The organism is Stenotrophomonas sp. S4 (assembly GCF_054187805.2).
The window spans coordinates 1,187,963-1,201,666 of sequence record NZ_CM196188.1 but is presented as its reverse complement, the minus strand read 5'-3'; the positions used below and the strand labels follow the sequence as shown (position 1 = coordinate 1,201,666).

The following is a 13,704-nucleotide window of genomic DNA, read 5'->3' as shown; positions in this document are numbered from 1 at the left end:
CGCCGCGAACGCACCGACAAGGCCGCGCGGACCGTGCAAACGGGGCGAATGCGTCATGCCCTGCCGCGTCAGATCCAGCGCTGGTCGACCAGTTCGCGCTTCACGTAGGCATAGAACACCGGCGCGGCGACCAGGCCCGGCAGGCCGAAGGCTGCCTCCATCACCAGCATGGCCAGCAGCAGCTCCCAGGCACGCGCCTGGATCTCGCCACCGACGATGCGCGCGTTGAGGAAGTACTCCAGCTTGTGGATCACGATCAGGTACAGCAGCGCCGCCACCGCCACGTAGAACGAGACCGACAGCGCAACGATGGTGATGATCGTGTTGGAGATGATGTTGCCCACCACCGGCAGCAGGCCGGCAAGGAAGGTGATCAGCACCAGGGTCTTGGACAGCGGCAGGTGCACGCCGAACAGCGGCAGCACGCCCAGCAGGAAAATCGCGGTGAACACCGTGTTGAGCAGCGAGATCTTCACCTGCGCGAACACCACCTGGCGGAACGCGGTGGCCAGGCGGCTGGTGCGCCCGATCAGCTCCTGCGCCAGCGGCCCCATCTTCGGCAGCGGCAGTTCGTCATACAGCGCGATCATCGCGCCCAGCACCATACCGATCAGTACGCGCACACCGACCTGCACCACCGAGGTACCGGCCACGCCCAGCTGGCGCTGATGCTCGGCGGCCCAGTCGTTCAGCGCCGTGCGCAGCGCCGGCATGTCTTCGGGAATATAGGGTTGCAGCAGCGCCGGCACCTGGTGGCGCGAGGTGTTGAGGATCTCCATCAGGCGCGCCAGCAGTGCATCCGGGCCGCCGGTCTCGTTGCGGAAGAACGAGGCCACGCCGATGCCGGCCAGTACCAGCCCGCTGATGATGATCGCCGACAGCACAATCACCGCGATCGCCCGCGCCCGTCCCGGCGGCAGCCTGCCCTCCACGGTGGCGGCCAGCACGTGCGTCAGCTGGAACACCAGCAGGCCGGACAGCAGGGTCACCACCAGGCCCAGCTTCAGCGCCAGCCACATGCCCAGCAACATCATCAGCCACGCCGCGATCCTTGGGATGGGGGGCTTGGGCTGGGCAACAAGGGCGTCTTGCATGGGAGCGCGTCCGGGCGGGGTGGCCCATGGTAGAGGATTGACCCGCCGATTCGGCGTGCAGGCTGAACGGGCGTTACGCTCTCATGCCGTGGCGGCCCTGCCGCCGCCCCATCGACTCACTCTCCGTAGCTGGCCGTGTTCTTGCCCTGCCGCTTGGCGTGGTACAGCGCGCGGTCGGCCAGTGCCAGCCAGTCCTCGACACTGCCCCCCCGCGGCGTCGCGGCAATGCCGATGCTGACGCTGAACTCCACGGCCGGCGTGATCTGGCGCGCGGCCTCGAGCAGATGCAGGCGCACCCGCTCGGCCACGTGCATCGCATCAACGGGCGCACAGTCCTGCAGCAGCACCACGAACTCATCGCCACCCAGCCGCGCCGGGGTATCACCGGGCCGCGCAAACGTGCGCAATGTTGCAGCGATATGCCGCAGTACCTCGTCGCCCGCGCGGTGGCCAAGCGAATCATTGATGCGTTTGAAGTCATCCACGTCGAGCATCAGCAGGCAGGCAAAACCGCCCTGCCCCTGCGCCCGGTCCAGTGCCTGCTGCGCACGCAGGATCAGGAAGCCGCGGTTGGCCAGCTCGACCAGCGGGTCCATCCGGCTCAGCCGTTGCAGCTGACGGTTCTGCGATTTGACCCGGCGCGCCAGCTGCCAGCTGAGAATGCTGAGACCGATGCCATACACGAACAGGAACGGCACGCTGAGCACGATCGTGCGCTGCGAGGAAACGGGTTGGTAAGGGAAGCCGAGCGCCCACCAGGTGATCGCGAAACCCAGCACCAGCGCCAGCGTGGCCCGCATCGCCAGGCGCACGCCACCGGCGGCGATCTTGTCGGCGACCAGCAGCGCGGCGAACAACGCGCTGGGGACCGCGCTCAGCGCCATGAAGGCGATCCAGCCGCCGCCGAAGAAGGAATCGGCGACCATGCAGCGGAACTGCACCTGTGCAGGCTGGCGGGCGCGCTGGGTCAGCACCAGCGCGAGTGCCGGCCACGCCAACGCATTGAGCAGCAGCAACACCCAGGCCCACAGGCCGTCCTGGCGTTCAAGAATGATCGAGGCGATGGGAATCGCGCCCAGGCCATTGCCGACGAAGCGCATCCAGCCGATGCGACGTGCCGCGCCGATGCCTTCGACCGCGACTTCCGTCGAGTCAGTCAAGAACGGCATTGCCGACCCCCTTGCGCGATCGCACGTTCCACCCCGGCCCCTGCCGAGCTGTCCATGCCGAGTCTGACAGCTCGGCGTCAATTCGGGATCAAGGACTCACGGCGGCGGCGCCGCCCTCACCCACGCCGGGGCGCAGCCGTCGAACCCCGCAGCATGAAGCTGAACTCCAGCGTCTGCTGCAGCGGCACGTCGACGTGTTCGATGATGGCGAGCAGCAGGTTGACCGCACGCTCGCCAATCTCCCGCATGGGCTGCCGGATGGTCGTCAATGGCGGCGTGAGGTAGCGGGAAGACGCCAGGTCATCAAAGCCGACGATGGACAGTTCGTCCGGCACGCGGATGCCCCGGTCCCGGCAGGCGGCCAGGGCACCCAACGCCATCTGGTCACTGAAGCAGAACACCGCGGTCGGTGCCGGCGTGCCATCCAACAGCGCCATGGCAGCCGCATGGCCGGATTCCACGGAAAAATCCCCCGGCACGATGCTCAGCTGGCGCAGGCGGCCACGCGCCTTGCCGGCTGCCCGCACCCCTTCCAGCCGTTGCTGGTGCAGGGGGTTGTCAGGCGGCCCGCCGACCACGGCGATCCGTTCGTGTCCCAGCCCGTACAGATGCTCCATCACCGCGCGTGCGGCGGCCGCGTTGTCGATGTGGACGCTGGGAATGCCCAGTGCAGGGTCGAACTCGCACCCGTTGACCACCGGCGCGGCGGCGCCGCGCTGCTCGACGATCTCGCGCGCCGTGGGTGGCAGGCGATGGCCGAGCACGATCATGCCGTCGGCCTCGTTGCGCCGGAGCATCTGCGCGTAGCGCTCCTCGCGGTCGGGTTGATGCTGGGTATCGCCCAGCAGGACCGCGTAGCCGACCGCCTGCGCGGCCTCCTCCGCGCCCTGCAGGATCTGCGCGAAGAACGGATTGGCGATGTCCGGGACGGTGACCAGGATCTTGCCGCTGCGCTGGGTCTTGAGCGTGCGGGCCACCGTGTTGGGCACGTAGCCGAGGGCGGCGGCGGCCTGCTCGATGCGTGCGCGGGTGGCGGGCAGGACCTTGTCCGGCCGGGAAAGCGCACGCGACACCGTGCCTGCGGAGACGCCGACGTGCTTTGCGATGTCGTAGATGGTGGCCATGGCGTTAGTTCTCCTGTCCGCTGTGCAGTGCACAACAGGTCCTGCGTGCGCCCCTGCTAGGATAATGCAATCGATTGCATCGAGGGCGAATCACGTTGAAGACGCTCAAGGGTCCAGCGCTGTTCCTGGCGCAGTTCATCGGCGACACAGCTCCTTTTGATCGGCTGGACACGCTGGCCGGATGGGCCGCGGGTCTGGGTTATTCTGGCGTACAAGTCCCCACCAGCGCGCCCCACCTGTTCGATCTGGCCGAGGCGGCGCGCAGCCAGGCGTACTGCGACGACATTGCCGGCATGCTGGCCAGGCACGGCCTGCAGATCACCGAACTGTCGACCCACCTGCAGGGGCAGCTGGTTGCCGTCCATCCCGCCTACGACAGCCTGTTCGACGGATTCGCGCCGCCGGACAAGCGCGGCGATCCGGCTGCCCGCCAGGCCTGGGCGGTGGAGCAGCTTCTGCTGGCCGCCAAAGCCAGCCAGCGCCTGGGGCTGACCGCGCATGCCACGTTCTCCGGCGCATTGGCCTGGCCCTACTTCTATCCCTGGCCGCAGCGCCCACCGGGACTGGTGGAGGAAGCCTTCGCCGAACTCGGCCGTCGCTGGCGTCCGATCCTCGATGCCTTCGACGCCTGCGGCGTCGACCTGTGCTTCGAGATCCACCCCGGCGAGGACCTGCACGATGGTGCGACCTTCGAGCGCTTCCTCGATGTGGTGGATCATCACCCCCGCGCCAAGATCCTGTACGACCCCAGCCACCTGCTGCTGCAGCAGATGGACTACCTGGGTTTCATCGACCGCTACCACGCGCGCATCGGCATCTTCCACGTCAAGGACGCGGAGTATCGCTCCAGCGCGAGCAGCGGCGTGTATGGCGGCTACCAGGACTGGATTGATCGTCCGGGCCGGTTCCGTTCGCTCGGTGATGGCCAGATCGACTTCAAGGCGATCTTCTCGAAGTTCGCGCAGTACGACTTCCCCGGCTGGGCGGTGCTGGAATGGGAGTGCTGCCTGAAGCACCCCGAGGACGGTGCGCGCGAAGGTGCTGCCTTCATCCGCGACCACCTCATCCGCGTGACCGAACGCGCCTTCGATGACTTCGCCGACAGCGGCACGGACGCCGCATCACTGCACCGCATGCTGGGAATCTGAGCCACGACCGCCCCGGGAGGGCAAGCCATGACGCACGCCATGTCGCGCCTGGGCGCGATGATGTTTCTGCAGTTCTTCATCTGGGGGGCATGGTTCGTGACCCTCGGAACCTACCTGGTGCAGGGCCCGCTGCAGGCCAGCGCGAGCCAGGTGGCGACGGCGTTCCTCAGCCAGTCCATCGGCGCCATCGTGGCGCCGTTCCTGGTCGGCCTGATCGCCGATCGCTACTTCGCCGCGCAACGAATCCTCGCGGTGCTGCACCTGGCCGGCGCGGTGCTGATGTGGCTGGCGTCCACCGCCACCAGCTTCAGCGTGTTCTCGGCCTGCGTGATGGGCTACATGCTGCTGTTCATGCCGACGCTGGCGCTGGCCAACAGCGTAGCCATGCGCCACATGCAGTCGCCCGAGAAACAGTTCCCGCTGGTACGCGTGGCCGGCAGCATCGGCTGGATCGTTGCAGGTGTGCTGATCGGCTGGCTGGGCTGGGAGCAGGCGCATCGGCTTGAACTGACCTTCCGCATGGCCGCGCTGGCATCGCTGGTGCTGGGCCTGTATGCGTTCACGCTGCCGCACACGCCGCCACTGGCCCGGCAGCGCGATGCCGGGCTGGGGCAGATCCTCGGGCTGGATTCGTTGCGGCTGCTGAAGTCGCGTGCCTACCTGGTGTTCTTCCTGGCGTCCATCGCCATCTGCATCCCGCTGTCGTTCTACTACAACTTCACCAATCCGTATCTCAACGACCTGGGCGTGCGCGGCGCCGCGGGCCTGCAGTCGCTGGGCCAGGTCTCCGAAGTGCTGCTGATGCTGGCCATGCCGTTCCTGTTCGTGCGGCTGGGGGTGAAGACGATGCTGGCGGTGGGCATGGCGGCCTGGGTCGTGCGCTATGTCCTGTTCGCCTTCGGCGATGCGGGCGGCGGCTTCTCGCTGCTGGTGATCGGCATCGTGCTGCACGGCATCTGCTACGACTTCTTCTTCGTCACCGGCCAGATCTACACCGATGCCCATGCCGGCCCCGCCGTGCGCAGCAGCGCGCAGGGCTTCATCACCCTGGCCACGTACGGCGTGGGCATGCTGATCGGCACCTTCCTGTCCGGCGCGGTGGTGGAGCACTTCACCACGGCCGCCGGACGCGACTGGCAGCAGATCTGGCTGTTCCCGGCCGCTGTCGCGCTGGTCGTGCTGATCGCCTTCCTGCTGCTGTTCCGCGACCGGCCCGCCGTGGCCGCCGCATCTTCCACACCCTGAGGATTCGAGCCGATGCCAACGCTTGGAATCGCCATCGTCGGCACCGGCATGATCGGCGCCGTGCACCGCCGCGCGGCCTTGCTCGCCGGTGCCGAGGTACGCGGCGTGGCCGCTTCGTCAGCGCAGCGCGCGCGTGAGATGGCGCAGTTGTGGAATGTTCCGCGCGCCTACCGGGACATCGAAGAGGTGATCGCCGATCCGCAGGTGCAGGTGGTGCACGTGTGCACGCCCAACCATCTGCACCGCGCGATGGCACAGGCCGCACTGGAAGCCGGCAAGCACGTCATCTGCGAGAAACCGCTGGCGACCACGCTGGACGATGCGCAGGCGCTGGCGGCGTTGGCCGCCTCGACCGGCTTGGTTGCCACGGTCCCCTTCGTCTATCGCTACCACCCGGTGGTGCGCGAGGCGCGCGCACGCATCGCCCAGGGCGATCTCGGGCCGCTGCACCTGATCCACGGCAGCTACCTGCAGGATTGGCTGCTGGACCCGGCCAGCAACAACTGGCGCGTGGACCCGGCGCTGGGCGGCACATCGCGCGTGTTCGCCGACATCGGCTCGCACTGGTGCGACCTGGTGGAATGGGTCAGCGGCGAGCGCTTCACCGAGGTCAGTGCGGCCTTCTCTACCGTGATCGCTGAGCGCAGCGCCGTCAGCGGGCAGAGCTTCAGCACGCCGGCGGCAGGCGGCGCAACGCAGGCGGTAACGAGCGAGGACGTGGCGGCGGCGATGTTCAGGACCGGCGCCGGCACATTGGCGTCGTTGACGGTCAGCCAGGTCTCGGCCGGACGCCACAACCGCCTCTGGTTCGAGATCGATGGTGCCAAGGCCAGCGTGGCCTTCAACCAGGAGGACGCCGAGCGCCTGTGGATCGGCCTGCCCGACCAGCGCGAGGAGATCTTCGTGCGCGGGCCGGGCGCCGGCAGTGCCGAACAACGCCGGCTGTCGGCGCTGCCAGCCGGCCACGCGCAGGGCTACGCCCAGTGCTTCGAAGCATTCGTCGCCGACACCTATCGCGCCATCGAGGGCGAGCGGCCGCAGGGGCTGCCCACCTTCGAGGACGGCGTGCGCTCGGCGCGGATCGTCGATCGTGTCATTGCATCGGCCAGGTCGCGCGCCTGGACTGCCATCGGTTGAAACCCGGGAGGATCTGTTGATGAAAGCCCTTGTCCATGGAACTGCAAGCCTCGTCCTGCTGCTCGCTGCCCTGCCCGCTTTCGCAGTCGAAGCCGCCAGCACACAGAAGCCGATCGCGGTGCAGATGTACAGCCTGCGCGATGCCGGCTCGCTCGAGCAGCAGTTGAAGATCGTCCACGACGCAGGCGTCCATGCGGTGGAGACGGTCGGCACGCAGAACACCAGCGCGGCCGAACTCAAGCAGCTGCTGGACCGGTATTCGATCAAGGCGATTTCATCGCACGTGCCGCTGGCCGAGCTGCGCAGCAACCTGGATGGCGTGGTGACCTTCAACCGGTCGATCGGCAACACGACGCTGGTGGTGCCGTACCTGGACAAGAAGGATCGCCCGAGCGATGCCGCCGGCTGGACCGCCCTGGGCCAGGAACTGGGCCGCATCGCGAAACAGGTGCGCGGCAAGGGCATGCGCCTGGCCTACCACAACCACGACTTCGAACTGGCCGACGTCGACGGCAGGACCGGACTGGAACTGCTGTTCGCCGCCGCCGGTCCCGACCTGCAGACCGAGCTGGACCTGGCCTGGGTCGCGCGCGCAGGCCTGGACCCGGCGGTGATGCTGGGAAAATTCCGCGGCCACGTATTCGCGGTGCACGCAAAGGACAACGCGCCCAAGGGCCAGGCCGAAGACGAAGGCGGATTCGCTGCGGTGGGCCAGGGCGTGCTGGACTGGAACGCGATCCTGCCTGCTGCGGCAGCCGCCGGCGTGCATTGGTACATCATCGAGCACGACCAGCCACGCGATCCGGCCAAGGTCATCCAGACCGGTGCGGACTATCTGCGTGAACACCTGACCACCAACGTGCCCGCCCGTGCGCGGCGCTGACGCATCAAGGAGCCCCACATGAAAATGATCCTGGCAATGGCGGTGGCGCTGGGCGGCATGAGCGTTGCGACAGCCGCCTGGTGCAAGGACGACCCGGCCGCAGGTGCGAAGCTCTACACCGCGAACTGCGTGGCCTGCCACGGCGCCGATCGTGCGGGCATGCCGGGCGCATTCCCGGCGCTCACCGATATCGGCAAACGCATGGCACCCGCGCAGATCAAGGAAAAGATCAGCAAGGGCGGCGGATTGATGCCGCCCTTCTCCCAACTGTCACAGCAGGAGATCGATGACATCGCCAGCTACCTGGCGAAGTAAGCGGCCGGCGATCACGCCGGCCGCATGCCCCTACAGTTCGCGCACCCAGATGTTGCGGTAGCTGACCCTGGCGTCATGTTCCTGCAGATAGAGCGGCGCGCACCCATGCGGCGAGTACGACGGCGCGCCGATGTACTCGGTCTTGCCCGCCAGCACCGTGTCGTCCTGCACCAGCACGCCGTTGTGCAGCACCGTGATGCGCGCGGGCGACACAAGCCCGCCGCCCTGCGAGAAACGTGGCGCCTTCCAGAGGATGTCGTAGGCCTGCCACTGTCCCGGTGCGCGCGAGGCGTTCACCAACGGCATGGCCTGCTTGTAGATCGAGCCCGCCTGGCCATTGGCATAGGTCGGGTTGTTGTAGCTGTCGAGCACCTGCAGCTCGTACAGCTCCTGCAGGAAGATGCCGCTGTTGCCGCGGTTCTGTCCGTCGAAGCCCTTCGTGCCGGTGGGCGTGCGCCACTCGACATGCAGCTGGACGTCGCAGAAGCGTTGCCTGGTGCGAATACCCTTGCTGCCGGGCACGACGGTCATGGCGCCATCGGCAACCTTCCAGGGCACGCGTCCGCCCTGCTCCGACTCCCACGCGGAGACATCCTTGCCATCGAACAGCACGATTGCATCGGACGGGGCCTTGCCCTGCGGCGTAGCCACGGTCGCGGGCACCGGCGTCCACACCTCGGTCTTCTTCGGATCGCGCGCGGCGTCGGCACCGTTCTGCGCGAACACGGGTGCAGCGGCCAGCACGGTGGCCGCGATCAGCACCGGCTTGATCATTCTGTTGCGCTCCATCAGCTGGTCCCCCACGCCGGCGTGCCGGGAACATAGGCGAGGTCGCCGTCGTAGCGCCCCGGCACGGCGACGTACTGCAGCACCCCGGTCGCGCCGACCTTCGAGGTGAAGAAGCCAAAGATGGCCAACTGCTTGAGCATCGTGAAGTAGTGCGGCATCGCCTCGCCCTCTTCAGGCGTACCGGTCTCGGTGACCTCGGCCGTGTGTGATTTTGCTTTTGCTTCCGCATCCAGCGTGCGCAGCAATTCGGTTCGGGCTTCCGGCGTGAGCGACACGAAGCGGCCGCCGGCGCGTCTGTCGATGTCGGCCAGCCCTGCGCGGAACGTCGACTGCTGCCGTGCGGTATAGCAGTCGCTGACGAAGGTCGCCATGAACAGGCCGGCGCCGGCATCCTTCGCCCCTGGCGTCCGGGTCCGCGGCAGGATGGTCTCGGCGATCTCGTCCAGCGTGCCGATATCGGCATCGGAAAACAGGGTCTTCACCGGTGCCGCAGCGGCGTTTCCCTGCGCGAGCGCAGGCAGGCCGACCATGGCCGCGCCGGTAGCGGCGACGATCATCTTCAGCAGTTCGCGGCGATCCATCAGAGGTTCCCCGCTTTCAGTTCGCGTACCGCGTGGTCGGCCGCGCGCGCGGTCAGCGCCATGTAGGTCAGCGAGGGATTCACGCAGGCGCTGGAGGTCATGCAGGCACCGTCGGTCACATAGACATTGGGGGCATCCCAGACCTGATTGTGCTGGTTCAGCACCGAGCTCTTCCGATCACGTCCCATGCGCGCGGTCCCCATTTCGTGGATGCCCTTGCCCGGGGCGTAATCGTTGTCGTGCATCTTCACGTCCTTGACGCCGGCCGCCTCCAGCATCTCGGCGGCATCGGCGGCCATGTCCTTGCGCATCGCCAGTTCGTTGGCGCGCATGGCAACGTCCATCGCCAGCACCGGCAGCCCCCACTTGTCCTTGCGGTCGCGGTCCAGGCGGATCGTGTTGTCGTGGTGCGGCAGCATTTCACCGAACCCGGTCATGCCGATGCGCCAGTCACCGGGCACGGTCAGCGCCTCCTTCAGATCGGCACCGATGTTCAGCTCGGCGATCTCGCGCGACCAGCCCGTGCGGCTGGCACCGCCCTGGTAGCCGAACCCGCGCAGGTAGCCGCGCCTGTCGGCCGCGACGTTGCGGAAACGCGGAATGTAGAAGCCGCAGGGACGACGACCGAAGTAGTACTTGTCTTCGTAGCCCTCGACCCGGCCGGAGGCGCCCGCTCCGAAATGATGGTCCATCACGTTGTGCCCGAGTTCGCCCGACGATGAGCCCAGCCCGCCCTCCCACACATCGGTGGCCGAGTTCATCAGTAGCCAGGTCGAGTTGAACGACGATGCGTTGAGGAAGATGACCTTGGCGGTGTACTGGTAGGTCTGCCCGGTCTCCGCGTCGATGACCTCCACCCCGCGCGCACGCTTGCGGTCCTTGTCGTAGAGCACTTCCTTGACGATCGAGAACGGCCGCAAGGTCAGGTTGCCGGTCCTCATCGCCGCTGGCAGCGTCGCCGCCTGGGTCGAGAAGTAGGCACCAAAAGGACAGCCCAGGATGCACTTGTTGCGATACTGGCAGTTGACGCGGCCCTGCTCGGGCATCGGCTTGGTGATGTTGGCGGTGCGCGAGTGGATCATGTGCCGGGTGCCGCCAAAGGCCTTCTTTATCCGCGCGGCCACATCCTTCTCGACAATGTTCAACGGGATCGGCGGCAGGAACTCACCATCCGGCAACACGTCCAGTCCTTCGCGCGTGCCGGCGATGCCGGCGAACCTTTCCACATGGTCGTACCACGGCGCGATGTCGGCGTAGCGGATCGGCCAGTCGGTGGCGATGCCATCCTTGAGGTTGGCCTCGAAGTCCAGGTCGGAGAAGCGATAGCTCTGCCGGCCCCACAACAATGAGCGACCACCGACGTGGTAGCCGCGGAACCAGTCGAAGCGCTTGGTCTCGATGTAGGGCGAGTCCTGTTCGTTGGCCCACATTCCTTCCAGGTTCTCGGCCAGGCCGTAGTCACGCATCAGCACCGGAAAGTCGGCCTTCATCGCCTGCGTTGGCCGGTTGCGGTGCGGGAAGTCCCACGCTTCCTTCATCGCATTGACGTAGTCCTTGACGTGCTCGATGTTGCGCCCGCGTTCCAGCATCAGGACCTTCAGGCCCTTTTCGGTCAGCTCCTTCGCCGCCCAACCGCCACTGATTCCCGAGCCAACAACAATGGCGTCGTAGTGATTATCTGCCATGGGTTTCTCACCTGGGTGGATATCGTTTCAGACGTCGCAGAGGCGGATCGCCTCGCGCAATGAGGCAACGGGATCGGGCGCTGCAGGCGTGAACTCCTGCGCCAGATACCCCTTGAAACCGGTATCGCGGATCGCGCGACAGATGGCCGGATAGTGGAGCTCCTGCTGGTCTCCGATCTCGTTCCGGCCGGGCACGCCTGCGGTGTGGTAATGCTTGAAGCAGGCGTGGTGTTTCCCAATGGTGGCGATGATGTCGCCCTCCATGATCTGCATGTGGTAGATGTCGTAGAGCAGGCCGAAGTTGTCCGAGCCGAGCCGCTGGCACAGCTCCACGCCCCAGGCCGAGTGGTCGCACAGGTAGTCGCGATGGTCGACCCTGGAGTTGAGCAGCTCCATCACCAGCACGACGCCGCGCTTCTCGGCATGCCCGAGGATGCGCTTGAGGCCCGCCTCGGCATTGGCCATGCCGTCATGGGGATCCATGCCGTTGCGGTTGCCGGAGAAGCAGATCAGGTTGCGGTAGCCGGCGTCAGCCACCAGGTCGATGTGCCGCGTGTAGCGCTCCACCAGCTGGTCGTGGAATTCGCGGCCGGCAAAGCCCTTGGTCAGGCCCAGCTCTGCGCCGTTGCACATCGAGCTGTACACGCCATTGGCCTTCAGCGTCGGCCAGTCTTCCGGGCCGACCAGATCGATGGCGGCAAAACCGATGCCCTTCACCGCCGCGCAGAGCTGGGCGACCGACAGCTGCGGGAAGGTCCAGCGGGCGACGGAATGCTTCAGGTTGCCCTTGAGCGGCGCATCGGCGGCGAATGCGGGGAGCACGCCTGCCGCCCCCAGGCCAATGCCGCCAGCAACCGCAAGGCGCAACGCATCGCGCCGCGTGAGCCCTATCGCCGGGACCGGTCTGATCGAATGGATGGACATCCACCTGCCGGCCTCCCAACCGGTATCAAACGCAACGATTCACAGCAATGCAATCGATTGCACCATAGGGGAGGAAATTGCCTGTTTGCAAGTCGCGGTGCACGAAAACTGATGCTGCGAAGCACAATGCCAACGACATCGCGCAGAAAGAAAAGCCCCGCATCGGCGGGGCTTCCTTTTCTAACCAAATCAGTGGCCTGAGATGAGATCTACAGGCTTTTTGCTCAAGCGAGCGAGCAAAGTCAGTAGAACTTCGATGCCCCGAGCCAAGGCATTGGCCCTATGCATCCGGGCGCACCCTGCCGCCAGGGCCCAGCACCGCCTCGGAGCCGGCGGATTGAAGAGCTGTATAGCTCGTGACGTCGAGCGACAGTAGTCAACCAAGCCAAGGCTTCGCGAATCACCTACGCATCAGCTCTTTCCGACGACCGACTCAGAAGCCGTCACATTCACCGCCTGCATTGGCTAGTCGGACAGCTTCACGCAGGGATCGCTGGATGTCCGCCACTGAGTTGCAGATATTCTCGGGCGCCACGTCGAACTTCGCGGCGCCGGCCCGACGTTTGAAAGCAGCAAATTCGGACATGCATTGCCCTGCCAGCTTCTTGGCATCCAGCTTCGGCGCAGCCTGAGCCACTGAATTTCCATGCGCGGCGAGGTAGCACTTGTAGTCCTCGGAAAGCGCTCCATCCATACGGAATCGCGACAGCTCAACCAAGTGCCGAGGAGCGGCAGCACTCCTGCTGCCCCCTATCAAGGCGAGACCAAGCTCAGCACCGTCTGCTCCTGCACAAGCATATGGCGTCTGAGAGCACAGCGACTTGCTCTCGGAACTTTTGTGCACCACCAGCGAGGCAAGAATAGAGTGTTCGGCCATCTCGATGTCCGCCGCGAGTCTTTCTGACAGCGGACGGGCGGACACGGAAGACCCAAGCAGGACGCAAAGGACGAGGCACGAAATTTGCGCAGTGGTATTCATCGGCTCACCAGAAACGTGGGGGAAGACGTGTAAACTGATCCATTACCTGCAGAGTACTCCCTGGCTCATCGTCGATTAGCTCATTGAGCCTTTTCAGATCGGCAGCGGTGCCAGTCACGCACCCCTCGGAACAGAAGTGCGGCCCAAGGGACGGACCAAAGGCGTTTGCACAGCTGTGTGACCTTATCAGGGATCTGCCAAATGTATTGGTTCCTGGAGCGGGCTCCAAGGCTCGGCCATTGGGCTTGCTTTGGTGAAGAACGGCGCAATTGGGCATAGGCCCGCAGAGACCGTGTCCGCAGGATCTGCGACAGCCCCGCGCCAGCTCGCTAGGCCTATACCCGTCCTTCGCACGCCGTCATCAAGACCCGCCGAGACCATGCACAGATCGATAGTCGAAACGGGCCGATGCTGATGATTGCTTCCGCGGCCAGCGATGGACTCGAGCAGACGTCTTCCCGTGTCGTTCTCCGTTCTCAAATCTGATTCGCTCAGGTGTGTCGCCAGTCATCTATCAACATCTCGCTGTAGGAGAAGGATGGATCACGGCGGGATTCTGCCAGAAACTGATGTTGCTAACGAAAAAGGCCCCCATCCATAAAGATGAGGGCCTCTATCAACACCAAAACCG

At 65.8% G+C, this 13,704-nt stretch carries 13 protein-coding genes; 5 read left to right on the top strand and 8 right to left on the bottom strand.

Annotated elements, in window-relative coordinates:
* Positions 1 to 68 precede the first annotated feature (68 nt).
* The 3 genes from ACUZUJ_RS05525 to ACUZUJ_RS05515 all read right to left on the bottom strand — a co-directional run bounded on the left by ACUZUJ_RS05525 (position 69) and on the right by ACUZUJ_RS05515 (position 3,387).
* On the bottom strand, positions 69 to 1,094 hold the full coding sequence (locus ACUZUJ_RS05525) for an AI-2E family transporter (protein ID WP_458220367.1): 1,026 nt from the start codon (positions 1,092 to 1,094) through the stop codon (positions 69 to 71).
* A gap of 116 nt (positions 1,095 to 1,210) precedes the next feature.
* Positions 1,211 to 2,263 carry a sensor domain-containing diguanylate cyclase gene (locus ACUZUJ_RS05520; protein ID WP_458220366.1) on the bottom strand — a complete coding sequence of 351 codons (1,053 nt, stop codon included), beginning with the start codon at positions 2,261 to 2,263 and terminating at the stop codon, positions 1,211 to 1,213.
* Positions 2,264 to 2,379: 116 nt separating this feature from the next.
* A complete protein-coding gene (locus ACUZUJ_RS05515; protein WP_430345106.1) occupies positions 2,380 to 3,387 on the bottom strand; it encodes a LacI family DNA-binding transcriptional regulator in 1,008 nt (335 codons plus the stop codon).
* 95 nt (positions 3,388 to 3,482) lie between these two features.
* Between ACUZUJ_RS05515 and ACUZUJ_RS05510 the strand changes: the two genes are divergently transcribed.
* Genes ACUZUJ_RS05510 through ACUZUJ_RS05490 form a run of 5 tightly spaced genes read left to right on the top strand, consistent with a single transcriptional unit; the run spans position 3,483 to position 8,115 of the window.
* On the top strand, positions 3,483 to 4,535 hold the full coding sequence (locus ACUZUJ_RS05510; RefSeq protein WP_458220365.1) for a sugar phosphate isomerase/epimerase family protein: 1,053 nt from the start codon (positions 3,483 to 3,485) through the stop codon (positions 4,533 to 4,535).
* Between the two features lie 27 nt (positions 4,536 to 4,562).
* On the top strand, positions 4,563 to 5,780 hold the full coding sequence (locus ACUZUJ_RS05505; RefSeq protein WP_458220364.1) for a nucleoside permease: 1,218 nt from the start codon (positions 4,563 to 4,565) through the stop codon (positions 5,778 to 5,780).
* A 12-nt stretch (positions 5,781 to 5,792) separates the two neighbouring features.
* The gene (locus ACUZUJ_RS05500; protein ID WP_101765081.1) at positions 5,793 to 6,917 is read left to right on the top strand and encodes a Gfo/Idh/MocA family protein; all 1,125 of its coding nucleotides are present in this window, start codon (positions 5,793 to 5,795) and stop codon (positions 6,915 to 6,917) included.
* Between the two features lie 19 nt (positions 6,918 to 6,936).
* Positions 6,937 to 7,800, top strand: a complete 864-nt coding sequence (locus ACUZUJ_RS05495; RefSeq protein WP_049443832.1) for a sugar phosphate isomerase/epimerase family protein — start codon at positions 6,937 to 6,939, stop codon at positions 7,798 to 7,800.
* Positions 7,801 to 7,818: 18 nt separating this feature from the next.
* Positions 7,819 to 8,115 carry a c-type cytochrome gene (locus ACUZUJ_RS05490; RefSeq protein WP_049398853.1) on the top strand — a complete coding sequence of 99 codons (297 nt, stop codon included), beginning with the start codon at positions 7,819 to 7,821 and terminating at the stop codon, positions 8,113 to 8,115.
* 30 nt (positions 8,116 to 8,145) lie between these two features.
* Here the strand turns inward: ACUZUJ_RS05490 and ACUZUJ_RS05485 are convergent, their stop codons facing one another.
* The 5 genes from ACUZUJ_RS05485 to ACUZUJ_RS05465 form a co-directional block, all read right to left on the bottom strand.
* Positions 8,146 to 8,889 (bottom strand): 3-keto-disaccharide hydrolase, encoded by a 744-nt coding sequence (locus ACUZUJ_RS05485; RefSeq protein ID WP_458220391.1) that lies wholly within the window; start codon positions 8,887 to 8,889, stop codon positions 8,146 to 8,148.
* A 14-nt stretch (positions 8,890 to 8,903) separates the two neighbouring features.
* Positions 8,904 to 9,485 carry a gluconate 2-dehydrogenase subunit 3 family protein gene (locus ACUZUJ_RS05480; protein WP_049443837.1) on the bottom strand — a complete coding sequence of 194 codons (582 nt, stop codon included), beginning with the start codon at positions 9,483 to 9,485 and terminating at the stop codon, positions 8,904 to 8,906.
* The gene (locus tag ACUZUJ_RS05475) at positions 9,485 to 11,170 is read right to left on the bottom strand and encodes a GMC oxidoreductase (protein ID WP_049443838.1); all 1,686 of its coding nucleotides are present in this window, start codon (positions 11,168 to 11,170) and stop codon (positions 9,485 to 9,487) included. The genes ACUZUJ_RS05480 and ACUZUJ_RS05475 overlap by 1 nt, the downstream gene beginning before the upstream one ends.
* 27 nt (positions 11,171 to 11,197) lie before the next feature.
* Positions 11,198 to 12,094, bottom strand: a complete 897-nt coding sequence (locus tag ACUZUJ_RS05470; RefSeq protein WP_458220363.1) for a hydroxypyruvate isomerase family protein — start codon at positions 12,092 to 12,094, stop codon at positions 11,198 to 11,200.
* 433 nt (positions 12,095 to 12,527) lie between these two features.
* Positions 12,528 to 13,073 (bottom strand): Imm57 family immunity protein, encoded by a 546-nt coding sequence (locus tag ACUZUJ_RS05465; protein WP_119007169.1) that lies wholly within the window; start codon positions 13,071 to 13,073, stop codon positions 12,528 to 12,530.
* Positions 13,074 to 13,704: the final 631 nt, after the last annotated feature.

What these genes read in the sequence shown, in the direction of transcription:
- ACUZUJ_RS05480 (WP_049443837.1), bottom strand. Translation starts at nt 9,485, where the DNA reads ATGGATCGCCGCGAACTGCTGAAGATGATCGTCGCCGCTACCGGCGCG.
- ACUZUJ_RS05465 (WP_119007169.1), bottom strand. Translation starts at nt 13,073, where the DNA reads ATGAATACCACTGCGCAAATTTCGTGCCTCGTCCTTTGCGTCCTGCTT.
- ACUZUJ_RS05525 (WP_458220367.1), bottom strand. Translation starts at nt 1,094, where the DNA reads ATGCAAGACGCCCTTGTTGCCCAGCCCAAGCCCCCCATCCCAAGGATC.
- ACUZUJ_RS05515 (WP_430345106.1), bottom strand. Translation starts at nt 3,387, where the DNA reads ATGGCCACCATCTACGACATCGCAAAGCACGTCGGCGTCTCCGCAGGC.
- ACUZUJ_RS05485 (WP_458220391.1), bottom strand. Translation starts at nt 8,889, where the DNA reads ATGATCAAGCCGGTGCTGATCGCGGCCACCGTGCTGGCCGCTGCACCC.
- ACUZUJ_RS05495 (WP_049443832.1), top strand. Translation starts at nt 6,937, where the DNA reads ATGAAAGCCCTTGTCCATGGAACTGCAAGCCTCGTCCTGCTGCTCGCT.
- ACUZUJ_RS05490 (WP_049398853.1), top strand. Translation starts at nt 7,819, where the DNA reads ATGAAAATGATCCTGGCAATGGCGGTGGCGCTGGGCGGCATGAGCGTT.
- ACUZUJ_RS05470 (WP_458220363.1), bottom strand. Translation starts at nt 12,094, where the DNA reads ATGTCCATCCATTCGATCAGACCGGTCCCGGCGATAGGGCTCACGCGG.
- ACUZUJ_RS05505 (WP_458220364.1), top strand. Translation starts at nt 4,563, where the DNA reads ATGACGCACGCCATGTCGCGCCTGGGCGCGATGATGTTTCTGCAGTTC.
- ACUZUJ_RS05500 (WP_101765081.1), top strand. Translation starts at nt 5,793, where the DNA reads ATGCCAACGCTTGGAATCGCCATCGTCGGCACCGGCATGATCGGCGCC.
- ACUZUJ_RS05475 (WP_049443838.1), bottom strand. Translation starts at nt 11,170, where the DNA reads ATGGCAGATAATCACTACGACGCCATTGTTGTTGGCTCGGGAATCAGT.
- ACUZUJ_RS05520 (WP_458220366.1), bottom strand. Translation starts at nt 2,263, where the DNA reads ATGCCGTTCTTGACTGACTCGACGGAAGTCGCGGTCGAAGGCATCGGC.